Here is a 22,470-nt window from a genome sequence, read left to right as displayed (position 1 = left end):
AGCCAGGCGCGCGATAAACCGGATCGTCGAAAGCTGAGCGCGGCGTGAGCCGCTCAAACCGGCTGCGGCACCTTCGCGCAGCCGTCGTTCATCGCGTGCGCACAGATGTCTTGCGTGCGCAATATAAAGAACCAGCCCCAGTGCAGGTCTTTGGCGCCGCATGAATTGCCGTGCGCGTGCGTTGCCAACATTCCCGGTTGGCGTCAGAGCATTCGCTTTAACGTGCGGTCCTCCAGCACAAGTGATATGCGCGAGCACGTCAGACCGGTTTACCCATAGAACCGATTGCCGTGCCACTCACGCGCATCCTTCAGAAAGGCCGCGCGAAGGACCCGCGTCGATCAGCGCAAAGCCGAGACCGACCCACGCCAGTTTCATCGGCCGTCCGCCGGCGTCCACCATCAGCATGCCGGGCAGCGGATGGTCGCGACCCTGCTCATTCGCTGCCCAGGTAGAAATAACGGAACAGGAAAATCGCCGCGATGATCCACACCACCAGCTTGACCTTGCGCGCCTGGCCGGTCAGCAGCTTCAAGCCGGCATACGAGATGAAGCCGAACGCGACGCCATTGGCGATCGAATAAGTGAACGGCATCAGCAGCGCGGTCAGTGCGGCCGGCACGACTTCGGTGGCGTCGTCCCACGGCAGGTCGAGCATGTCCCGCAGCATCAGGCATGACACATACAACAGTGCCGGCGCGGTAGCGTAACCGGGCACCACCGCCGCGAGCGGTGCGAAAAAGAGCGCTGCGAGGAACAGCACGGCCACCGTGATCGCGGTGACGCCGGTGCGCCCGCCCGCTTGCACGCCGGACGCGCTCTCGATGTACGCGGTGGTGGACGAGGTGCCGAGCATCGAGCCGGCCAGGATCGCGGTGCTGTCTGCGAGCAGCGCGCGGTTCAGCCGGTGCATCTTGCCTTCGACCAGCAGCCCCGCGCGATTGGCGACGCCCATCAGGGTGCCGGTCGCATCGAACAGCTCGACGAGGAAAAACACCAGCACGACGTTCAGCACACCGGTGGAAAGCGCAGCGCGGATGTCGAGTTGGAACAGCGTCGGCGAAATGGAGGGCGGCCGCGAGACGACGCCGTGGAACTCATTGCCGCCGAAGAAAAAGCTCAGCACCGTCACGCCGACAATGCCTATCAGGATCGCGCCGCGAACCCGCAGGCAGTCGAGCGTCACGATCGCGAAGAAGCCAACGATGGCGAGAACCGTGTGCGCGTTGTGCAGATCGCCGAGCGTGACGAGCGTGGCCGGATTGCCGACCACCACGCCGGCCGACTTCAGCGAGATGATCGCGAGGAACAGGCCGATGCCGCCGGTGATCGCAGTGCGGATTGAACGCGGGATGCCTTTGACGATGACTTCGCGCACGCGAAACAGCGTGACGATCAGGAACAGGCACCCCGAGACGAACACCGCGCCGAGCCCGGCCTGCCAGGTGAAGCCGAGACCCTTGACGACGGTGTACGCGAAATACGCATTGAGGCCCATGCCTGGCGCCAGCGCGATCGGGTAGTTCGCGTAGAGACCCATGATCAGCGAAGCCAGCGCAGCCACGATGCAGGTCGCGACGAATACGGCGTCCTTCGGCATGCCGGCGTCGCCGAGAATTGCCGGATTCACGAAGATGATGTAGGCCATCGTCAGGAAGGTCGTCAGGCCCGCGAGCAGTTCGGTGCGCAGGTTCGTGCCGGCGGCGTCGAAGCCGAAGTAGCGTTTTATCGAGTCCATGATGCGGGTTTCTCGTTGTTCGGGAAGTGTTCGTTGTGGTCGAGGCAGGTGAGGCGCAGCGGCCCGGTGCCGTGCCGTGCTGTCTGTGCCGCGCCCGGTCAGACGCGGTGCCATGAACCAGGGGCGCGGGGCTACCGGCGGATTGTAATCACGAATGGCGGCCGCACGCGACGCCGTGTGCCGCAACCGGCGCGAAACGCTTATGACGCGGCGGGTTCGTCGGGAGAGTGTGGCGCCGGCGCATCGGAAGCGCGCGGCTGACGCGCCAGCCAGCGATCGAGCTCGCCGGCGAAGCTCTTGCTGTCGCGCTGATTGAAGGCGGCCGGGCCGCCCGTGTCCACGCCGCTGCCGCGCAACTGGTCCAGCATCGAGCGCATGCGCAGCCGTTCTTCGATGGTGCCCGGCGTGTACCAGTTGCCGCGCGGGTCGAGGGCTTGCGCGTTCTTTGCGAGCACGGCGGCGGCCAGCGGGATGTCGGCGGTGATCACGAGATCGCCCGCGACGACGCGTTCGGCGATCAGGGCGTCGGCGGCATCGAAGCCGGCGGGCACCTGGATCGCGCGGATCAGCGGCGACGGCGGCACGCGCAGAAACGTGTTGGCGACCAGCGTCAGCGTCGTGCCGGTGCGGCGCGCGGCGCGATACAGCATGTCCTTGATCACGACGGGACAGGCGTCGGCATCAACCCAGATTGGCATCGTTCGGATTCCGGCAGCGGGTTGTCGAAGGGGCGAGCTGATACCTTGCTGCGTATGGCGCGAAGGTGCAAGCGAATTGGACAGATAGGTGACGAGGGGACAGCCGCCAAAGCGTACCGACAAGCGACGAAACGCAAGCGCACGCGCTGCAATCCCACCAACAAGCGGCAGAGCCGAACACCGGGTAAGCAAACGCCAACCCCAGGTCTGCCGACAAAACGCAGACCGCGAACGGTTTAAACGGCATGCCGGACCGCTTCGACCCGCGACCATTGCAGTCGCGCGCAACCCGGCAGCCACGCCGCAAGAAGCGGCGCGTGTTACTCGGTGATCGTGCCACCCGCATGCTGCGCACGCCGGGCCGCGACGATTCGGCTCGCGCGCTGTGCATTTTCCGGGTAGTCGATCCAGTCGAGCGGATCGTAACCCGCGGCGCGCCACTCGATCAGATCGGCCTTGACCTGTGCCCGCGTTTTCGGGGCCGACGGGTCGTAAGGCCGCGCCTGAGTCTGCGCGAATGCGGTACTGATCGACACAGCGGCCAGCAGCGCGCCGAGTCCAACTTGAGCAAACATTTTCATGATGAGCTCCTAAGGAGCGGTTAAAAGCAACGGCGGTATTCTAGTTTTCAGTTGCGTTTAGATTAAGGCGATCCGGGGCAATGCACCGTTTCATTGGGCGCGGCACAGTGCAGTCCGGCGGCTTCATGGGGCAGTGCGCTTGTCGAAGCGATCCAGCACTGCACTCAGCAGATCGATGGGCAACGGAAACACGATCGTCGAATTCTTGTCGGCGGCGATCGTGGTGAGCGTTTGCAGGTATCGCAACTGCATCGCCTGGGGCTGCCGGGCGAGCGTTTGCGCCGCTTCCAGCAGATGCTGCGAGGCCTGCAACTCGCCCTCCGCGTGAATCACCTTCGCACGCCGCTCGCGCTCGGCTTCGGCCTGGCGAGCAATCGCGCGGATCATCGTTTCGTTGATGTCGACGTGCTTGATTTCCACGATCGATACCTTGATGCCCCACGCGTCGGTCTGCGCATCGAGCACCTTCTGGATGTCGGCGTTCAACTGCTCACGCTCGGCGAGCAGCTCGTCGAGTTCGTGCTTGCCGAGCACTGCGCGCAGCGTCGTCTGCGAAAGCTGGCTGGTCGCCTCGAAGTAACGCGCCACCTGGATCACCGCTTTCTCCGGATCGACCACGCGAAAGTAAACCACCGCGTTCACTTTCACCGACACGTTGTCGCGCGTGATCACGTCCTGCGGCGGTACGTCGAACACGACGGTGCGCAAATCGATTCGCACCACCTGCTGCACGACCGGTATGATCAGCACGAGACCCGGGCCCTTGACCTTCCAGAAGCGCCCAAGCATGAATACGACGCCGCGTTCGTACTCGCGAAAAATCCTCACCGACGAAGCAATCAGCACGGCCACCAGCAGAATCAGAATGCTGCCGAAGCCGAATGTGAAACCGATCATGATTGTTCTCCTTGTATGGCCTCGCCGGAGGCGGTGACGGCGACGGGCACCACGATCAGCGTCAGGCCGCGCCGCGCCGTGACGCGCACCGGCTGGCCCGGCGCGAGGGGCGCGGCGCTCGACACGCGCCAGCGCTCGCCGTGCACGCGCGCCCAGCCGTGCGGCGCGCCGCCTGGCGCTGCGTGCTCCAGCAGCAGACCGTCGTCGAGCACTACGCCGATGCTGCCGATCAAGCCTTCGGAGCCGGTCACAACGGGCCGGCGGCGGGCCCGCAACGCGAGCCTCGACACCCCGAGCACGAAAGCCGCGCTGAACACGACGACCGCGGCGATCAGCGCCAGCGGGATACCGTAGCCGGGTACGTCGGTGTCCATCAGCATCAACGCGCCGACCACGAACGCGACCACGCCGCCAAAGCCCAGCGAGCCGAAGGTCGGCAGAAACGCCTCGCCGATCAGGAAGGCGATGCCCAGAAAGATCAGCCCGAGACCAACATAGCTGATGGGCAGCATCTGCATCGCGAAGAGGCCCATCAACAGGCTGATCGCACCGACCACCCCGGGCAGCACGAAGCCGGGATTGGCGAATTCGAAGAACAGGCCGTACATGCCGAGCATCAGCAGCACCAGCGCGACGCTGGGATCCGTGATAACCGCGAGGAAACGGCTGCGCCAGTCGGCTTCGAGCGTGACGACCGGCGCCTGCGCGGTGTGCAGGGTGACGTTGCCGCTGCTCGTCGCGAAGGTGCGGCCGTCGACCTGGTGCAGCAGGTCGGGCACGTCGCGCGCGACCAGGTCGACGACGTGCTGCGCGAGCGCGTCCTGCGCCGACAGGCTCACGGCTTCGCGAACCGCGCGATCCGCCCAGGCCGCGTTGCGCCCGCGCAGTTGCGCGAGACCGTGGATGTAGGCGGCTGCATCCTGGACCTGCTTGCGCCGTTCGGTGGACGGGGTGTCGAGCGGCAGTGCGTTGCCGGCTGCGCTTGCAGAAGCGGATGATGCCGATGCGGGCGGGTTCTCATGTTGGCCGGCGGGCGCACCCGGCAAGCCGGGCGCGCCGCCGCCCGCAGGCGGCTCGCCGCCGCCGATGCCCATCTCCACAGGCGTCGCCGCGCCGAGATTGGTGCCCGGGGCCATCGCCGCGATATGGCTGGCGTAGACGATATAGGTACCGGCGCTCGCCGCGCGCGCGCCGCTCGGTGCAATGAAGGTCGCGACCGGCACCGGCGAGCCGAGGATCGCCTTGATGATCTGCCGCATCGACGTATCCAGGCCGCCGGGGGTGTCCAGTTGCAGCACCGCGAGTTGCGCATGCGCATCGGCGGCGCGTTGCAGGCTGCGCACGATGAAGTCCGCGCTGCCCGGACCGATTGCCCCGTTCACCGGAATCACCACCACGCTGTTGCGCACGAGCGCGGCGTACAGCGGCGGCGCCCATTCGCACGACGCGAAACCAAACGCCAAAAGCGCGGCCAGCGCGGCGACGCCGCGCATCAACCGGCCCACCACGCCACCGCGGATAAGCGGCGTGCGCGAGCCGGACTGCCGGAACGGGAGACGTGGATACGTGCTCATCGCTGACGGCTGCCGCGCCCAGCCGACGGGGGTCGGCCAGCGGAGCCGAGATCCCAGAGAAGGCTGGCTGCCGCTTACAGCTTAGTCCGATTCGGCGTGCTGCGTGAGGTCGGCGCGCGCGAGCCGGTAGTCGGTGGGCCGCATGCCGGTCCACTTGCGAAACGCGCGATGAAACGCGCTCGGCTCTGCAAAGCCGACAGCAGTCGCGATGTCCGCAACCGTGCGATCGGTGCCCTGCAATTCGCCGATCGCGATGTCGCGCCTGAGGTCGTCCTTGATCGACTGGTAGGTATAGCCTTCCTGTTTCAAGCGCCGCCGCATCGTCGCTTCGGCGACGTGCAGGCGCGCGGCCATCTGATCGGCGGCGGGCCACCCGAACATCGGCAGACCGCGCAGTGTCTTGCGCACGCGCGCCGAAAGCGATCCGGCATTGCGATACTTGACGATGAAACTGCCGGGCGCATCGCGCAGGAACGCTCTGACCGACTTGCTCGTCTGGATCACCGGCAGATCGAGAAAGGCCGGCGCGAGGTCCACATACGACTCGGGCTGATCGAAACTCATGCGATCGCAGAACATCAGCTGGTACTCGTGCGCGGCGGGCGGCGCGGCGCAGCGAAAGCGCGCCTCGAGCAACGGAATGCGGCGCCCCACCAGCCAGCACAGCAGCCCGTAGACGAGGATGAAATAGGTCGCATAAGCGAACATGGTCGGCGCCGGCGCGCCTTCGCGTTCGACGAATCGGAGCCGAACGCGCTCGGCGCTGGTGTCGATGTGCGCGCCCAGGTCGTCGAGCACGAGGCGCATGAAGCCGACCGCGCGCGCTAGCGCCTGCGCGCCGTTGCGCGCGCTCAGCGCGGTTTGCGTCATCGCGATGAAGCTGCCGCTTTTCATGCGATGCGAGTCCTGACCGAAGAACTCGTCGTCCAGGGCGCGCGCGATGCCGGCCCACAGCGCGCCGTATTGCGCCGACGACACCCGGCTCTTCGGCGAGCCCAGCATCGGGGCGGCGATCCCCACGGCTTCGGCGAGCGGTACCGCGTCGAAGCCACGCGCGCGGGCAAGCGCGAGCGTCTCTTCGACAAGGCTGACGGAAATGGTGCCCTTGTCGGTTTTCATAGGGGCCTGGTTGGTCTGGCAAAAGCGCTCAGTGTTTTCCATAAGGCGATTCGCCAAAGCCTTCGAAACAGCGGTTCTGAATGGTGTTGCACGGCAGGGGCATGGCAAACGCGCTCAGGCAGAATGATCGGGCCGAGCATCGAAGCTGTCCAGTGGCTTGCCTACACTGGCGTCAACCGATGGTGCTAACCGATCACCCCGATCCGGCGCACAGCCCAGGACGCAGCCCATGGACAGCTTCTACACCGACGAGCAACGCATGATCCGCGACGCGGCTCGCGACTTCGCCACCGACCGGCTCGCGCCGCACGCGGCACAATGGGACCGCGACGCGCAACTACCCGCCGACGTCGTCACGCAGATGGGCGAACTCGGCTTTCTCGGCATGATCGTGCCGCCGCAGTGGGGCGGCTCCTACACCGACTACGTCGCCTATGCGATCGCGCTGGAAGAGATTGCCGCCGGCTGCGCCGCCTGCGCGACGTTGATGAGCGTGCACAACTCGGTCGGCTGCGGGCCGATCCTGAACTTCGGCAGCGCGGCGCAAAAAGACCGCTACTTGCACGACCTCGCGACCGGCAAGCGCATCGGCGCGTTCTGCCTGACTGAGCCGCAGGCCGGCTCCGAGGCGAGCAATCTGCGCACCCGCGCGGAGCTGCGCGACGGCAACTGGATCATCAATGGCAGCAAGCAGTTCGTGACCAACGGCGCGCGCGCCGAACTCGCGATCGTGTTCGCCGTCACCGATCCGAAGTGCGGCAAGCGCGGCCTGTCCGCGTTCATCGTGCCGACCGGCACGCCTGGCTTCAAAGTCGGCAAGCCGGAGCACAAGCTCGGCATTCGCGCGTCCGACACCTGCCCGATTTCACTCGACGACTGCGCGGTGCCCGAAGCCGATCTGCTCGGCGAGCCGGGCGAGGGCTTGCGCATCGCGCTGTCGAATCTCGAGGGCGGGCGCATCGGCATAGCCGCGCAGGCGGTCGGCATCGCGCGGGCCGCGTTCGATGCCGCGCGTCGCTATGCGAGCGAGCGCACGCAGTTTGGCAAGGCGCTCAGGGATCATCAGACCATCGGGAATATGCTCGCCGACATGGCCACGCGTCTGAGCGCCGCGCGCCTGCTTGTGCATCACGCGGCCCGGCTGCGTTCGGCGGGGCGGCCATGCCTGTCGGAGGCGTCGCAGGCGAAGCTGTTCGCATCGGAAGTGGCCGAGGACATCTGCTCGAACGCGATTCAGATTCATGGGGGCTACGGTTATCTGGAAGACTATGCGGTGGAGCGGCATTATCGGGACGCGCGGATCACGCAGATCTATGAAGGAACCAGCGAGGTCCAACGGATGCTGATCGCGCGTCATGTTTGAGCGCAGAATAGCTTGCCTGGCGAGATTGGAAGGGGCTTCCGTGGAACAGCGGCCGGGCACTGGTAGTAGGGCAAGGCAAAGCGTCTGCGGAAGGGAAAAGTAAAGCGCATAGCGCGCGTAAGCTACTAGATTGCATGGGACCAGAGTAAGTGCTAAAGCACTAACTCCGGTCGACAGCTTTGCATGGGACCAGAGTAAGTGCTAAAGCCCTAACTCTGGTCGACAGGAGACGACAATGACTGCCGCAAAAAGCTTCCTCGACGCGCGCGATCTGTTATTGCGCCATCGCACGGATTACGAGCGCGCCTACCGCGAATTCACATGGCCGAAGCTCGACGAATTCAATTGGGCGCTCGACTACTTCGACGTGATCGCACGCGAGAACCCCAACCCCGCACTGTGGATCGTCGACGATCCCGCCAGCGACGGCCGACGTTTTTCGTACGCGCAGATGTCCGAGCGCTCGGCGCGCATGGCGAACTTTCTGCGCACGTCGGGCGTCGGCCGCGGCGACCGCGTGCTGCTGATGCTGCCCAACCGCGTCGAACTGTGGGACGTCATGCTCGCGGCGATGAAGCTCGGCGCGGTCGTGCTGCCTGCCACCACCCAGCTTTCCCCCGACGACGTGCGCGAGCGCGTGCAGATCGGCGGCGCGAAGTTCGCCGTGGTCGACAGCGCGGAACTCGCCAAGTTCGATGCGCTCGACGTGCCGCTCACGCGCTTCTCGGTGGGCGCGCCGCGCGACGGCTGGATCGATCTCGCTGCCGCCTGCGATGCGTCGCCGCAATTCACGCCTGACGGCATCACGCGCGCCTCCGACACGCTGCTGCTTTACTTCACGTCGGGCACCACATCGAAGCCCAAGCTCGTCGAGCACACGCATCAAAGCTATCCGGTCGGGCATCTGTCCACGATGTACTGGATCGGGCTGCAACCGAACGACATCCATTGGAACATCAGCTCGCCGGGCTGGGCCAAGCACGCGTGGAGCTGCTTCTTCGCGCCGTGGAACGCTCAGGCCTGCGTGTTCGTGTTCAACTTTGCGCGCTTCGTGCCGAAAGAGACGCTCGATGCGCTGGTGCGTTTCAAGGTCACCACGCTGTGCGCGCCGCCCACCGTATGGCGCATGCTCGTGCAGGAGCATCTCGCGGACTATCCGGTCAAGCTGCGCGAGCTGGTGGGCGCGGGCGAGCCCTTGAATCCGGAGGTCATCGAACGCGTCAGGCACGCGTGGGGCATCACGATTCGCGATGGCTTCGGCCAGACCGAGACCACCTGCCAGATCGGCAACTCGCCGGGACAGCCGGTCGTCGCCGGTTCGATGGGGCGCCCGCTGCCGGGCTACCGGATCGAACTGATCGATGCCGGCGATCAACCCGTGATCGAAGGGGAAATCGCGCTGCCGCTCGCCGGGCGCCCGCTCGGTTTGATGACCGGCTACGCGAACAACGCCAATGCCACCGCGCGGGCGATGCGCAACGGCTTGTACCGCACGTCCGATGTCGCCATTCGGCGCGACGACGGCTATTACGTGTACGTCGGGCGCTCCGACGACGTGTTCAAGTCGTCCGATTACCGCTTGAGTCCGTTCGAACTGGAGAGCGTGCTGATTGAACATGAGGCGATCGGGGAAGCCGCCGTGGTACCGAGCGCCGACGCGCTGCGTCTGTGCGTGCCCAAAGCCTTCGTCACCGTGCGCCAGGGCTACGAGGCGGGACCCGAACTCGCGCGCGCGGTGTTCGCGTTCTCGCGCGAAAAACTCGCACCGTACAAGCGGATTCGCCGTCTGCAATTCAGCGAGTTGCCGAAAACCATCTCCGGCAAGATCCGTCGAGTCGAATTGCGGCGCCGCGAAATGGAACGCGCCGCCGAGCCCGCGCGTCTGCCGGACGAGTATTGGGAAGAGGATTTTCCGGAGCTGCGCTGATTGTGGTTGTTCGCCGCTAGCCCCGTTGTCATCGTGATTGTCAGGCCGCCGCGCGGCCTACGCAAAGGAGTTTAAGCATGAGCGCAATTGCTTCGAACCATGCCGGGCGCAATGCCGCCGACGGCACCGCCATCACCACCGTCAAACTGCTGATCAACGGCGAATTCGTCGAATCGAAGACCGGCGAATGGCGCGACATCGTCAATCCCGCCACGCAGGACGTGCTGGCGCGCGTACCATTCGCCACCGCCGACGAGGTCAACGAAGCAATCCGCAGCGCGCATGCCGCGTTCAGCACCTGGAAGGACACGCCGATCGGCGCGCGCATGCGCATCATGCTGAGGTATCAGGCATTGATTCGCGAGCACATGCCGCGTATCGCGAAGACCTTGAGCGCGGAACAGGGCAAGACGATTGCCGATGCCGAAGGCGACGTCTTCCGCGGACTCGAAGTGGTCGAACACGCATGCTCGATCGGCACCTTGCAGCAGGGCGAATTCGCGGAGAACGTCGCGGGCGGCGTAGACACGTACACGCTGCGCCAGCCGCTCGGCGTCTGCGCCGGCATCACGCCGTTCAACTTCCCCGCGATGATCCCGCTATGGATGTTCCCGATGGCGATCGTCTGCGGCAATACGTTCGTGCTCAAGCCTTCCGAGCAGGACCCGTTGTCCACTATGCAACTGGTCGAACTCGCGCTCGAAGCCGGCGTGCCCAAGGGCGTGCTGAACGTGGTTCACGGCGGCAAGGAAGTGGTCGATGCGCTGTGCACACACGAACTCGTCAAGGCGATTTCCTTCGTCGGTTCGACGGCGGTCGGCACGCATGTTTATCGCCTTGCCAGCGAACACGGCAAGCGCGTGCAGTCGATGATGGGCGCGAAGAATCACGCGGTGGTACTGCCCGACGCGAATCGCGCGCAGACCCTGAACGCGCTGGTCGGTGCGGGGTTCGGTGCGGCCGGACAGCGCTGCATGGCGACATCGGTGGTGGTGCTGGTAGGCGCGGCGCAGCAATGGTTGCCCGAGCTGGTGGCGAAGGCGAGGACGCTCAAGGTCAACGCGGGCAGTGAGTCGAACACGGATATCGGCCCAGTTATCTCGCGCGCGGCGAAGCAGCGCATTCTGGGCCTGATCGAAGCGGGCGTAAAAGAAGGCGCCACGCTCGCGCTCGACGGCCGCGACGTGACGGTGCCCGGTTACGAGCAGGGTAACTTCATCGGCCCGACGATCTTCACCGACGTCAGCACCGAAATGGAAATCTATCGCACGGAAATTTTCGGCCCCGTGCTGCAAGTCCTGAACGTCGCCACGTTGGACGACGCCATCGCGCTCGTCAATCGCAATCCGTTCGGCAACGGTGTTGGCCTCTTCACGCAGAGCGGCGCGGCGGCCCGCAAATTCCAGAGCGAGATCGACATCGGCCAGGTCGGCATCAACATTCCGATTCCGGTACCCGTGCCGTTTTTCAGCTTCACCGGCTCGCGCGGCTCGAAGCTCGGCGACCTTGGCCCGTATGGCAAACAGGTCGTGCAGTTTTATACGCAGACCAAAACGGTCACGGCGCGCTGGTTCGACGACGACACGGTGAACGACGGCGTCAACACCACGATCAGCCTGCGCTGAACGTCAGCCAAACGCGACGGAGCGCGAGCCGGCGCTAACCGCGCAGAAATGGAGAAGACATCATGAAAATAGGCTTCATCGGACTCGGCAACATGGGCGCGCCGATGGCGCGCAACCTGCTGAAAGCGGGCCACGCGGTCACCGTATTCGATCTGAACGCGCAAGCCGTGCAGGGGCTCGTCGATGCGGGCGCGAACGCGGCCGGCTCGCCGAAAGCCGCCGTGACCGACGTGCAATGCGTGATCACGATGTTGCCCGCCGCCGCCCATGTGCGCAGCGTGCTGAGTGCGCAAGACGGCGTCCTGGCAGGCATCGCGAAAGGCGTGCCGATCATCGACTCCAGCACGATCGACCCCGCGAGCGTCAAGGCGTTCGCAGAACTCGCGCAGCAGCATGGCAACCCCTTCGTCGATGCGCCCGTGTCCGGGGGCACCGGCGGCGCGGCGGCGGGCACGCTGACCTTCATGGTCGGCGGCAGCGCGAGCGCGTATGAACAGGTCAAGCCGGTGTTGTCGGCAATGGGCAAGAACATCGTGCATTGCGGCGACACCGGTACCGGCCAGATCGCGAAGATCTGCAACAACCTGGTGCTGGGCATCACGATGGCGGGCGTGGCCGAGGCGATGTCGCTCGGCGAGGCGCTCGGCATCGACGCGAAAGTACTGGGCGGCATCATCAATACGTCGAGCGGGCGCTGCTGGAGTTCGGAGACGTATAACCCGATGCCCGGCGTGATCGACACGGCGCCTTCGACGCGCGGCTACACCGGCGGCTTCGGCACCGACCTGATGCTCAAGGACCTGGGCCTCGCCACCGACGCCGCGCGCGCTGCGCGCCAACCGGTCTATCTCGGCGCCCTCGCGCAGCAGCTATATCAGACGATGAGCGCGAAAGGCGCGGGACGGCTCGACTTTTCGGCGGTTATCAAGCTTTATCGCAACGAGAAGAGGGCCGACGCATGATGATCGAACTCGACTACGCACACGATGGCGGCGTCGCGCTGCTCACGCTCAAGCGGCCGCCCGCGAATGCATTCACGCCTGAGGGCTTGCTCCAGTTGCAGCGAACCGTCGAACTGCTGAACGGTGAGCCGCGCGTGCGCGCGATCGTGATCACGGGCGATGGCCCAAAATTTTTCAGCGCGGGCGCCGATCTGAACACCTTTGCCGATGGCAACCGCGAAGTCGCTCGCAGCGCGGCGGCGCGCTTCGGCGCAGCGTTCGAAACGTTGCAGAACGCGCGGCCGGTGGTGATCGCGGCGATCAACGGTTATGCGATGGGCGGCGGGCTCGAATGCGCACTCGCGTGCGATATCCGCATCGCCGAGCAGCATGCGTTGCTGGCGCTGCCTGAGACCGCGGTCGGGTTGTTGCCGTGCGGTTGCGGGACACAGACGCTGCCCTGGCTGGTCGGCGAAGGCTGGGCCAAGCGCATCATCCTGACGGGCGAGCGGGTCGATGCGGCGACCGCGTTGCGCATCGGTCTGGTCGAAGAGGTGGTGGATCAAGGCGGCGCGCGCGATGCGGCCTTGACCATGGCTGCGCGCGTCGTGGGGCTGAGCCCGCAGGCGGTTAGCTTGAGCAAAACGCTGATCCATCAGGCGCGCAACGGCGTGCCGCGCGCGGCGGCGTTGGCGCTCGAACGCGAGCGCTTCGTCGACCTGTTCGACGGCGCGGATCAGCGCGAAGGGGTCAACGCGTTCCTCCAAAAGCGCAAGCCGCGCTGGCAGCCGACCGGCGCTGAATCGAGCGGTCTGGCCGATTCCCAGGCTTGAGTCGTCCGCTCACCGACGCTGGGCCAGTTATGAGCGCGGTGTGATCATCGAGCCGAACCGGCCTGCCGCGCTCGAGGCGCTCTCGCACGCGTGAGATGCCGCGCTCGTTGCGCCGCTGCGCCATTTGGCTGTGAGCATGCCCGGGTTTGAGATGAGAAGGCGCGAGCAATCGCGCCTTTTTTGCATTTTGGCTTCATTGTTGCCGACGGGAGCAGCCTCCCACAGTACCGCCCGCGCGAACCCAAATCCGTCGTCAGGGCTCGTCTGCAGGCCGCTGCATCATTCGACTCGACGCGTGCGCACGCCGCGCGACGATGACCGGGAACGAACCGTGCTATGCCCATTGCGTTGTTTGGAAGCGGATCGCAAGCAGCGAAGCGATTGCCGAAACGATGCATGGCGTACATGCCGCGCTGGCGTCATCAGATTGCAACTCAACGGTCTCAGGAAAGCGTGATGGATAAAAATCGACTCGAAGGTACAGCAAAGCAGCTCAGGGGGTCCGTCAAGGAAGCGATGGGCAAGGTCACAGGCAATCGCACGAAGCAGGCGGAAGGCGCCGCTGAAAGGCTGGCCGGTGCCATGCAGGCGAAGCTCGGCGAGGCAGCCGATGCTTTGCGCGAGCGTGTGAAAAGTTAGCGATCAGCGCCACTAGATGCGCCACAGTCGCGGCATGGTCGCGGCAATCAGCACCGGTCAACGGTGAGCGCGCATTGCATCGAGCGACAGCGCATGACGAGCCGGCCACCACCGGCGCCAACGTACTCACCCCTTCAAGGACGATCATGGCGAATTCAAATCAACTCGACGGAACCTTCAACGATGCGGCCGGCAAGGTGCAGGATGCGGTCGGCGGCCTGACGGGCGATGCCGGCCTGCAGGCCGAAGGCAAGCTCCGGCAGCTAGCCGGCAAGGCGCAGGCACGATATGGCGACAGCGTCGATCAGGTTGCGCAAGCCACGCGCGATAATCCGCTCGGCGCATTGCTCATCGCAGCCGGTGTGGGTTTTCTGCTCGGCAGGCTGTTGTAAATTCTTCGCGTGCAGCCGCCCTGCTGCATGCTTGCAGCAGGGCGGCTGCAGCACCGGCCGTCAAGGTAACGTGCTACGGCGAGCGCGCCGGCAAGAGGCGGCACGGGTGTGCCGCTTCACGGCTGGCTGCGGCACGGTCCGACGTTCCCGCGCGTTCGAGCTGCCGGATCGCATCGCCTAACTCGAGGACGCTTCATGCTGGGATTCGATGTCTGCACGGCCAGGAAAGTCTGGACCGCGTCCCTGATCGCGCTGCTGTTCCTGGTTATTTACCTCGCGTCGTCCACGCTGCTAGTGGTGGTGTTCGCCGTGTTCTTCAGTTATCTGGTCTACCCGATGGTCGATCTGGTCGAGCGCGTCAGGCCGCGCCGCGTGCCGCGCGTTGCGTCGATTGCGCTGGTGTTCGTCGTGGTCGTCGCGATCATCGCAGTAGTCGGCTCGCTGTTCGGCGTGCGCGTGCAGGACGAGGCCACGCGTTTGCTCGCGCAACTGCCCGCGTTGCTGAAGCCCGATGTGCCGAGTCGTTTCCCCTTGCCGCATTTTCTCGAACCGTTGCGCGAACGGATCGTGGATTTTGTGCGCGGGCAGATCGAGGCCGGTTCCGACAAAGCGGTTCCGGTGGCGCGCAGTGTCGGCCTCGGCGTCGTGCATGCGGCCGGCAATCTGATCTATCTGGTGCTGGTGCCCATTCTGAGTTTTCTGCTCATCAAGGAAGGGCCGCAGATGCGCGAGGCTCTTCTGCAACTGCTGACACAGCGCCACCGTACGTTGTGGGAGGCGATCGTCACCGACCTCAATGTGCTGTTGTCGCGGTACGTGCGAGCTTTGCTGTTTTTGTCGCTGGCAACGCTGACCAGCTATGGTGTCGCGTTTTCCCTGATGGGCGTGCCTTACGCGTTTCTGCTCGCGGTCAGTGCGGGTTTGCTCGAGTTCGTGCCCTTCGCCGGGCCGCTCGCCGCGGTCGCGCTCGCGCTGGTGGTCGCGGGGTTCGGCGGCTACCCGCATCTGCTCGGACTGGTGATTTTTATCGGGCTGTACCGGCTGTTTCAGGACTACGTGCTCAATCCGTATCTGATGAGCGAAGGTGTCGAGGTCAGTCCGTTTCTCGTCATCGTCGGGCTACTGGCGGGGGATCAGCTTGGCGGCGTCGCGGGGATCTTTCTCGCGGTACCGGTGATCGCGACGTTGAAGATCGTGCTTGGCAGAGCCCGGGTTTTTTACGCGAGCTCGCACGAGGAGGGCGAGACTGCGCGACGTGCGTTGACCGGCAAAACAGACTGACCTGCGAGCCGCGTTCCAGCCGAGCAGTGCAATGCGTTGCACGGGCGTCGATGCGGCGCAATGCGATGGTTGCGAGCGCGCATTGTTTGCGCTCGGCAAACATGCACTGCAGACGCGGCCCGCTACGGTGTCGTTAAAAGATCGACTGACCTGTCAGTGTGGTCAGCATTTCCAGTGACTTCGCGCCGGCAAGCGAGTTGCCGTTCGCGTCGAGTCCCGGCGACCACACGCAGACTGCCATTCTGCCCGGCAGCACCGCGACGATGCCGCCGCCCACGCCGCTCTTGGCGGGCAAGCCGACGCGGAAGACGAAATCTCCCGCTGCGTCGTAGGTGCCGCAGGTCAGCATCAGCGCCGACAGACGCTTGGTCGAACTGCGGTCGAGGATGCGCTCGCCGGTCGACGGTACGACCCCGCCATTGGTCAGAAATAGCGCGCCTTTCGCCAGTTCGACGCAACTCATTGAAATAGCGCATTGCCGGCAATACGAATCGACTACGGCCTGGACGGGCATTTCCATATTGCCGAAGCTTGCCATGAAGTGCGCCATCGCCTGGTTGCGGTGTGCGTGTTGCAGTTCCGACTGAGCGACGCGCAAATCGTAGTCGATCGTGACCTCGCCGGTCAGTCGGCGCATGAACTCCACGAGCGCCGTCTCGGCCTGCACGAAGCGGCGGCACAGCACGTCGGTGACGACCAGCGCGCCTGCGTTGATAAACGGATTGCGCGGTTTGCCTTGTTCGGCTTCGAGTTGAACCAGCGAATTGAAGGCATTGCCCGACGGCTCCCGGCCAACACGCTGCCACAGCGCGTCGCCGAGCAACTGGAACGCGAGCGTGCACGCGAATAGCTTGGAGATGCTCTGGATCGAGAACCGCGTGTGCGCGTCGCCGACCGTGAACATGCGGCCGTCGAGCGTGACGATCGCCATGCCGAAGCGCTCGGCGGGCACCTTCGCGAGTTCGGGGATGTAATCCGCAACGCGGCCCGCAGTGCGCCAAGGCTGGATGTCGCGATAGATCTGTTCGAGGATCGCTTGATAGTTCTGGTCGGTCATTGGCGGTGCGTCTGAGCGTCAATGGGGGCGGCTCGCGATGATACTTCAGACGGTGTGCTCAGTGGGAGCGCAAATGAAATAGCCGGGGGGCGGACTTCGCGCCCGGCTGGGAGGGTGTCGGCTGCGAACTCGCGGCGCCGGGCGCACGCGCGTCGGCCTTCAGATGCGCGGTTGCCCTAATGCAGTGCTTCGCCCCGCATCAGGCGCCGCGCGATATCGGCTGTTTGCAGCGTCCCGCGCTCGGTCGGCGAATGGGCCGCGAGATAGCGGACGACTCCAATGAGAACGTGCCGCCCCTGGGCGGTATTGCCCCACGCCGCAAACTGCCGGACGCCGGCTTCCAGCATCTGATAGGCGTGAAAACCCGCATCTTCGCGCAGTACCGCAAGCGCAAGCGTGGCGATCAGTGCGTGCGGCGGAAGGCCGAGCGTGAGATGCCGGGCCACTAGCCTGGCCGCAAGATCGACCTGTCGCTGCCGGTCGAAGGCCCCGAGCAAGGCCGTGCGGATCGTCTGTTCATCGGCGGGCAGGTCGTCAAGTTGATCGTTGCCGTCGCCCGGGATGCGGGCCGGTGGCACGTTCAGATAACGCGCAAGATAGAGCGCCATGGATGCGTGCAGAATGCCGCGCGCGGCCGCGACATACCCGTCGATGCCTGCGCTGCCGATACGCAGGAGCATCTGGTGCAGCGCATTGGCATGCGTGAAGACGTGGTGCGCCGTCTCCCAGTCGGCGTGCTCGTTCGAATTGCCGAAGCGGGCCACGCGCAGCGCCGCTGCGTAAGCGACGGACCGTCCCAGGTCTGCAGGAGCGGCGCCTGCGCGGATTGCCGCCTTCAGCGCATCGATGATTTTCGCCGGGTCGTCTGCGAGCAGTTCGCGCTCGAGCGCCGCATGGTCCGACCAGCCTTGCTGGCTGCGTCCGGCGGCAAAAAGTTGCGACAACTGGCTGGCTGATTCGTCGCACAGCGCGACAAGATCGATCGGCTGGCGCCAGGCGGTCGATTCCTCCGCGCCACGGGCGGTCACCATCTGGGCGACGACGGTAGGCAGCAAAGCCGACGCGTACTGCCAGCCAATCAGGTCCAGGCACTCGAACGCCTTGTTGACAAAATCGAGCGTATGACCGGTGTCGGCGAAGGCGCGTTCGGTAGCGGCCGACAGTAGCGCATCGGCGAGCGCAGCGGGCGAGGCGCCGGCGGCGATCGCAGTCAACAGGGTGCGCTCGGCGGCCTCGCGGTGGCGCACGTTGGTCCAAAGGCACAGCCAACGCCTGAGCACGGCCGGTTCCGGCCGACTGGCAAGCGGCGCACGTTCCCGCCGCGGCGCTTCACCGTCGCAGTCTGCCGCCACACGGCGCGCGCCCTGGAACAGGGCGAGGTACGCGTCGTCCTCCGGCAGTTCAGGCAGCAGATTGGCGAGAGCGGTGAGTATGGTGAGACCGACTCCCCAGCCGTCTCGGTTGCGCGCCCCGAAGAGCGCCACCTGCCGCACGATATCGGCGACTGGCACGTGGGCCGCGAGCTGCCCATACACCGCTTTGGCGATGACAGATGCGAGGTCGTGGGCGAGGCCGTCCGCGAGCCGCTGACGCCAGTGCGCGGCGGGGTCGGCATGACCGAACCTCGTCGCGACCCAGACGTCGCCATTGCGCAGTTCGACGGCGCAGCTCGGTACATCGTCGGCCCAAAGGTCGAAAGTGCAACCGCTTTGCAGCTCGAAGCGGGCGTGGTGCCAATGACAGGTCAGGATGCCGTCTTCGACAGTGCCTCGCTCGAGCGGGAAGCCCATATGCGGGCAACGATTGTCGAGAGCGAACACGCGCCCGCGGTCGTAAATGACGAGGATGGGCCGATGGCCAGCTTGCACGACAAGCCGCCCCTTCGCCTTCAGTTCTTCAAGGCTCGCCACGAGCACGAATTCGTTATTCGGGGTGTCCATGCGCATGCCTCCCGCATTCGTCCGGTCGCGGACGTCGTCAGAACGCCCGGTCCCTGTCGATATAAGCATACTCTCCCGCAAAATGCGACGCGGGCAGGGATGCACGCGGTTTCGTCCTGCGCGTCCGCACACTCTGGACACGCATCGCGCGAGGTCATGTCCGCGTGGCCGGCCTATTGATCGTTGCTCACACCAGCCGGAACGCCATAGCGTGACCCGTCATATTCCAATGTAAAGCTGGCGCGTCTTGCGGCCTTGGCTTTGCTTGCACACGCTTCCCCGGCCACCGCGTTGATCGTGTCGACTGTCTTTTCGCTGACAAGGAGCGTCGCATAACTGCCGCGGCCGGCGGGACCGACCGATATGGCGCGGGAAATATCGGAGAACTGGCCGGCGCAGTTGCCGTCCCAATCTCCGTTGCTTTGTCGCGTCGTCAGATTGCGGAGCACTCGCCGGAGCTTGCGCCCGTCGATCACATAAAGGCTGAGCGTCGTATCCGAGGAGGGATTCACTCGCCCCGGCTCACGTTATCGCGATGATGGCGTTCCCGCGTTGGTCGTCTATCGTGACATTCAGTAGCACTAATAGTGTCAGCGATTTGCCGTCTCAGCATGGCGGTTCCGAACAAGTCTTTCTGATGGGGGGGAGTGCGTCCGCGTCTTCGCGGGCTTGTTTCAGCTGGCGCCAAACAGCGCGCCGACGCCGGAGGCAACGCCCATCGACAGCGCACTCCAAAACGCGACGCGAAGCACACCCGGTGCGACCCTGGCGCCGCCGATCCACGCCGCGAGGCCGCCAAGCAAGGCCAACGCGACCAAGGCCGCCACGCCAATGCTCGGTGCGACCCACTTATGCGGCGCCAGTGCGGTGACGACAAGCGGCAGTGCGGCGCCTGCCGAAAAGCTGCAGGCGGACGCAAGTGCCGCCTGCAGGGGTCTCGCCGCAGTCACTTCCGAAATACCCAGTTCGTCGCGCGCGTGTGCACCAAGCGCATCATGCGCCATCAACGCTTGGGCGACCTGTTTGGCGAGTGCCATGTCAAGCCCGCGACGCACATAGATGGCAGCCAGCTCGCGGTGCTCGCGCGCGACGTCAGTAGCCAGTTCTTTGCGCTCTTCGGCCAGGGCCGCCTTCTCCGTGTCGGCCTGCGATGAGACGGACACATACTCGCCGGTCGCCATCGACATCGCGCCGGCAACCAGCCCGGCCATGCCTGTCAGCAGCAGGCTACCGTGGGCCGAATGCGCCGACGCCACGCCGATGACCAGACTGGCCGTCGAGATGATGCCATCGTTCGCGCCTAACACCGCGGCGCGAAGCCAGCCGATCGCCTTGAGACGATGTGGTTCTTTGTGTCCTTCCGGCATGCTCAGGATGGGTTGATCAACGTTAAGTGCGAATCGAATGGAATTGTGATCATTGAGAACGGTTGCTGCATCCAGCGGTTCACTTTACTCAAGTATCGTTGGCTCCTCGAAAGGAAAGCCAGCGCGGCAGCATCGAGGCAAGCACGCCGTCGTTCAGGATAAAGTGATGGTAAAGGCCGGCGAGTGCATGAAATCCGGCAAGCCACAGGATCGCGTCACCGAGCCAGGTGTGAACCGTTGCGATGGTCGCCCCGGCCTCATGTGAAAAGCCGAGCGGCGGTGCAATCTTCACGCTCCCAACGAGCGTCAGCGGATGTCCTTCTAGCCAGGCGCCCGCGATAGCGGTGAGCGGCAGCGCGAAGAGAAGGACATAGAGCGCCAATTGCACGGCCTTCGCCGCGACGCTCATCCAGCGCAACACGAGTGGTGGGGCGGGTTGACTGTCGAACGCCATCCGGCTTCTCCTTCGTACCCAAAGAACGGGATGGGTCGGCATTACCACAGCGAGAGTATAGATTCTAAATGGAAGTTCGTATCTCGTGCCCGATAGCAACGATCGAGTTATCAAACACGGAGTCGACCAATGCTCGCGCTAAAACGATTTCGGCACCCTGATGTTATTCAGACTGATATCCAATTGATGCATATCACCGGGAAAGCGAGGTGAAACGCTCGGGCAGAACTTCTGCCCTGTGCTGCGCAGTCATTGTGCTCGTAAGTCGTTCTTTGCATATTGCTTTGGCTAGACCGGCTTTCTCTGTCGCCGTGTGCCGGGATGATCGAGCTTGCGGTGCCTGGCGTGCGGCAGGCGGCTGGGCTTTGATGGCGATGCGACCTTCCACGCGGGCCAGCGATCAACTCGAAGGGGCCGGCGCCTCGCCGAATTGACCGATATCGCGGCAACGGCGCCGTTGCGGTGGCTCGAAATTGGGCCAATTTCAAGGCAAATTCGAAATGCCGCTATTACTGGCGGTTATTTAAGCGACTGCATGGGCTCCGGCGGATTCGCGCAAACGCCCGTGCGACGGGCTTTCCAGGCTCGTGGCACAGCGCGCGGGGCCTGCCGCCGATGAGCCCGCGCAACGAGGCCGACAGCGGGCCGAAAACCGCCATTTCGATATACTCCAAGACTTTTCCTAAACGACTTTTTGCGGCCTTCCGCCCGCGCAGCGACCGCCCGTTTCAGAGGCGCGCCGCCCTCGCGCGATGAGCGCGACCGCCCCCGCTCATATGTCAGATCTAACTACGCCCTTCGGCGGCACGCCCCGCCGCCTCGTCAACATCAATCCCAAGCCGCTCGCCGTCGCGCTCGCGCTCGTCATGCTCGGCGCGATTTACCTCGCGCAGACCGTCAGCGTGAAGCAGGCCGCGTTGTATGTCCTCGGTGCGTTGCTCGGCGTCACGCTTTATCACGCCGCATTTGGCTTCACGTCGGCATGGCGCGTGTTCATTGCCGACGGGCGCGGCGCCGGCCTGCGCGCGCAGATGCTGATGCTTGCGGTCGGCGTGCTGCTGTTCTTCCCGGCGCTTTCCGCCGGCATGCTGTTCGGTCATCCGGTCGTCGGCGAAGTGGCGCCCGTGGGCACGTCGGTGCTGATCGGTGCGTTCCTTTTCGGCATTGGCATGCAGCTCGGCGGCGGCTGTGCGTCCGGCACGCTGTACACGGTCGGCGGCGGCAGCACGCGGATGGTGGTCACGCTGATTGCGTTCATCGTCGGCTCGGTGGTCGGTACTGCGCACCTGCCATTCTGGGCCGCGCTGCCGCATCTGCAGCCCATCTCGCTCGTGAAGACGCTTGGCGCCGGCGCGGCGATTGCGGTGAACCTCGTGGTATTCGCAGCGATCGCCGCGCTTACGGTGCTGATCGAGAAACGCCGTCATGGCCGTCTGGTCAACGACGTGGAGCGCGTGCCGAATGGGTCGCGGTGGCTGCATGGCCCATGGCCGGTGCTGGCCGGCGGCGTCGTGCTCGCGCTGCTCAACTTTGTGACGCTCGCGCTGTCGGGCCATCCGTGGGGCATCACGTCGGCGTTCGCGCTGTGGGGCGCCAAGGCGTTCTCCGCGATGGGCGTCGACGTCGCCAGCTGGCAAGTGTGGAGCACCGGCACGAACGCGGCCGCCCTCGCCGCGCCGATCAGTCACGACGTGAAGTCGGTGATGGACATCGGCATCGTGATCGGCGCGATGGTTGCCGCGTCGCTTGCCGGCCGCTATGCGCCGGTGTGGCGCTTGCCGCTGCGCTCACTGATCGCGGCGATCACCGGCGGATTGCTGCTCGGCTACGGCGCGCGCCTCGCGTACGGCTGCAATATCGGCGCGTACTTCAGCGGCATTGTGTCGGGCAGTTTGCATGGCTGGCTGTGGCTCGTCTCGGCATTTCTGGGCAACGTGGTCGGCACGAAGCTGCGTCCGGCGTTCGGGCTCGCGGTCGAGCGCGTGAAGCAGACCGGCTGTTGATCGCGGCGGCGGCGGCCTTTATCGGTCGATGCAGCAACAAA

The 22,470-nt window shown here is 64.9% G+C and carries 20 protein-coding genes; 9 read left to right on the top strand and 11 right to left on the bottom strand.

The genetic code is table 11. The features are described 5' to 3' along the window. Positions 1-436: 436 nt before the first annotated feature. The 6 genes from ABQJ48_RS25950 to ABQJ48_RS25925 all read right to left on the bottom strand — a co-directional run bounded on the left by ABQJ48_RS25950 (position 437) and on the right by ABQJ48_RS25925 (position 6,607). Positions 437-1,738, bottom strand: a complete 1,302-nt coding sequence (locus tag ABQJ48_RS25950) for an NCS2 family permease (RefSeq protein ID WP_367840826.1) — start codon at positions 1,736-1,738, stop codon at positions 437-439. A 200-nt stretch (positions 1,739-1,938) separates the two neighbouring features. Then, the gene (locus tag ABQJ48_RS25945) at positions 1,939-2,436 is read right to left on the bottom strand and encodes a YaiI/YqxD family protein (protein ID WP_367840825.1); all 498 of its coding nucleotides are present in this window, start codon (positions 2,434-2,436) and stop codon (positions 1,939-1,941) included. A gap of 320 nt (positions 2,437-2,756) precedes the next feature. Beyond that, positions 2,757-3,017, bottom strand: coding sequence for a DUF4148 domain-containing protein (locus tag ABQJ48_RS25940; protein ID WP_367840824.1), 261 nt, complete (start codon positions 3,015-3,017; stop codon positions 2,757-2,759). Between the two features lie 123 nt (positions 3,018-3,140). Further along, complete coding sequence (locus ABQJ48_RS25935; protein WP_367840823.1) at positions 3,141-3,914, bottom strand: slipin family protein; 774 nt, start codon at positions 3,912-3,914, stop codon at positions 3,141-3,143. After that, positions 3,911-5,488, bottom strand: a complete 1,578-nt coding sequence (locus ABQJ48_RS25930) for an NfeD family protein (RefSeq protein WP_367840822.1) — start codon at positions 5,486-5,488, stop codon at positions 3,911-3,913. The genes ABQJ48_RS25935 and ABQJ48_RS25930 overlap by 4 nt, the downstream gene beginning before the upstream one ends. Before the next feature lie 81 nt (positions 5,489-5,569). After that, positions 5,570-6,607 carry an AraC family transcriptional regulator gene (locus tag ABQJ48_RS25925; protein WP_367840821.1) on the bottom strand — a complete coding sequence of 346 codons (1,038 nt, stop codon included), beginning with the start codon at positions 6,605-6,607 and terminating at the stop codon, positions 5,570-5,572. Between the two features lie 229 nt (positions 6,608-6,836). Between ABQJ48_RS25925 and ABQJ48_RS25920 the strand changes: the two genes are divergently transcribed. From ABQJ48_RS25920 to ABQJ48_RS25885, 8 genes are all read left to right on the top strand, one after another. Beyond that, on the top strand, positions 6,837-7,970 hold the full coding sequence (locus tag ABQJ48_RS25920) for an acyl-CoA dehydrogenase family protein (protein WP_367840820.1): 1,134 nt from the start codon (positions 6,837-6,839) through the stop codon (positions 7,968-7,970). Positions 7,971-8,205: 235 nt separating this feature from the next. Further along, a complete protein-coding gene (locus ABQJ48_RS25915; RefSeq protein ID WP_367840819.1) occupies positions 8,206-9,897 on the top strand; it encodes an AMP-binding protein in 1,692 nt (563 codons plus the stop codon). A gap of 77 nt (positions 9,898-9,974) precedes the next feature. After that, complete coding sequence (locus ABQJ48_RS25910; protein ID WP_367840818.1) at positions 9,975-11,522, top strand: CoA-acylating methylmalonate-semialdehyde dehydrogenase; 1,548 nt, start codon at positions 9,975-9,977, stop codon at positions 11,520-11,522. 62 nt (positions 11,523-11,584) lie between these two features. Next, positions 11,585-12,484 carry a 3-hydroxyisobutyrate dehydrogenase gene (mmsB, locus tag ABQJ48_RS25905; protein WP_367840817.1) on the top strand — a complete coding sequence of 300 codons (900 nt, stop codon included), beginning with the start codon at positions 11,585-11,587 and terminating at the stop codon, positions 12,482-12,484. Continuing rightward, positions 12,484-13,296: an enoyl-CoA hydratase gene (locus ABQJ48_RS25900; RefSeq protein WP_367840914.1), complete on the top strand. Its 813-nt coding sequence runs from the start codon at positions 12,484-12,486 to the stop codon at positions 13,294-13,296. The genes mmsB and ABQJ48_RS25900 overlap by 1 nt, the downstream gene beginning before the upstream one ends. A gap of 456 nt (positions 13,297-13,752) precedes the next feature. Continuing rightward, positions 13,753-13,935: a CsbD family protein gene (locus tag ABQJ48_RS25895; RefSeq protein WP_367840913.1), complete on the top strand. Its 183-nt coding sequence runs from the start codon at positions 13,753-13,755 to the stop codon at positions 13,933-13,935. A gap of 146 nt (positions 13,936-14,081) precedes the next feature. Beyond that, the gene (locus ABQJ48_RS25890) at positions 14,082-14,327 is read left to right on the top strand and encodes a CsbD family protein (protein WP_367840816.1); all 246 of its coding nucleotides are present in this window, start codon (positions 14,082-14,084) and stop codon (positions 14,325-14,327) included. A gap of 195 nt (positions 14,328-14,522) precedes the next feature. Continuing rightward, positions 14,523-15,608 carry an AI-2E family transporter gene (locus tag ABQJ48_RS25885; protein WP_367840815.1) on the top strand — a complete coding sequence of 362 codons (1,086 nt, stop codon included), beginning with the start codon at positions 14,523-14,525 and terminating at the stop codon, positions 15,606-15,608. A gap of 133 nt (positions 15,609-15,741) precedes the next feature. Here the strand turns inward: ABQJ48_RS25885 and ABQJ48_RS25880 are convergent, their stop codons facing one another. From ABQJ48_RS25880 to ABQJ48_RS25860, 5 genes are all read right to left on the bottom strand, one after another. After that, a complete protein-coding gene (locus tag ABQJ48_RS25880; protein WP_367840814.1) occupies positions 15,742-16,665 on the bottom strand; it encodes a glutaminase in 924 nt (307 codons plus the stop codon). Positions 16,666-16,841: 176 nt separating this feature from the next. Then, positions 16,842-18,605 (bottom strand): Rieske (2Fe-2S) protein, encoded by a 1,764-nt coding sequence (locus tag ABQJ48_RS25875; RefSeq protein ID WP_367840813.1) that lies wholly within the window; start codon positions 18,603-18,605, stop codon positions 16,842-16,844. A 173-nt stretch (positions 18,606-18,778) separates the two neighbouring features. Continuing rightward, positions 18,779-19,117 carry a PA3715 family protein gene (locus tag ABQJ48_RS25870; RefSeq protein WP_367840812.1) on the bottom strand — a complete coding sequence of 113 codons (339 nt, stop codon included), beginning with the start codon at positions 19,115-19,117 and terminating at the stop codon, positions 18,779-18,781. Between the two features lie 162 nt (positions 19,118-19,279). Continuing rightward, a complete protein-coding gene (locus ABQJ48_RS25865) occupies positions 19,280-19,972 on the bottom strand; it encodes a VIT1/CCC1 transporter family protein (protein ID WP_367840811.1) in 693 nt (230 codons plus the stop codon). An 88-nt stretch (positions 19,973-20,060) separates the two neighbouring features. Next, entirely contained in the window at positions 20,061-20,426 is a 366-nt protein-coding gene (locus ABQJ48_RS25860) for a cytochrome b (RefSeq protein ID WP_367840810.1), read from the bottom strand. Positions 20,427-21,202: 776 nt separating this feature from the next. Between ABQJ48_RS25860 and ABQJ48_RS25855 the strand changes: the two genes are divergently transcribed. Further along, positions 21,203-22,429, top strand: coding sequence for a YeeE/YedE family protein (locus ABQJ48_RS25855; protein ID WP_367840809.1), 1,227 nt, complete (start codon positions 21,203-21,205; stop codon positions 22,427-22,429). The last annotated feature ends 41 nt before the right edge of the window (positions 22,430-22,470 follow it).

Source organism: Paraburkholderia suaedae, assembly GCF_040812055.1.
Lineage (GTDB): Bacteria > Pseudomonadota > Gammaproteobacteria > Burkholderiales > Burkholderiaceae > Paraburkholderia.
Note: the sequence above shows the minus strand (reverse complement) of the source record. Positions and strands in the feature narration are given on the sequence as shown.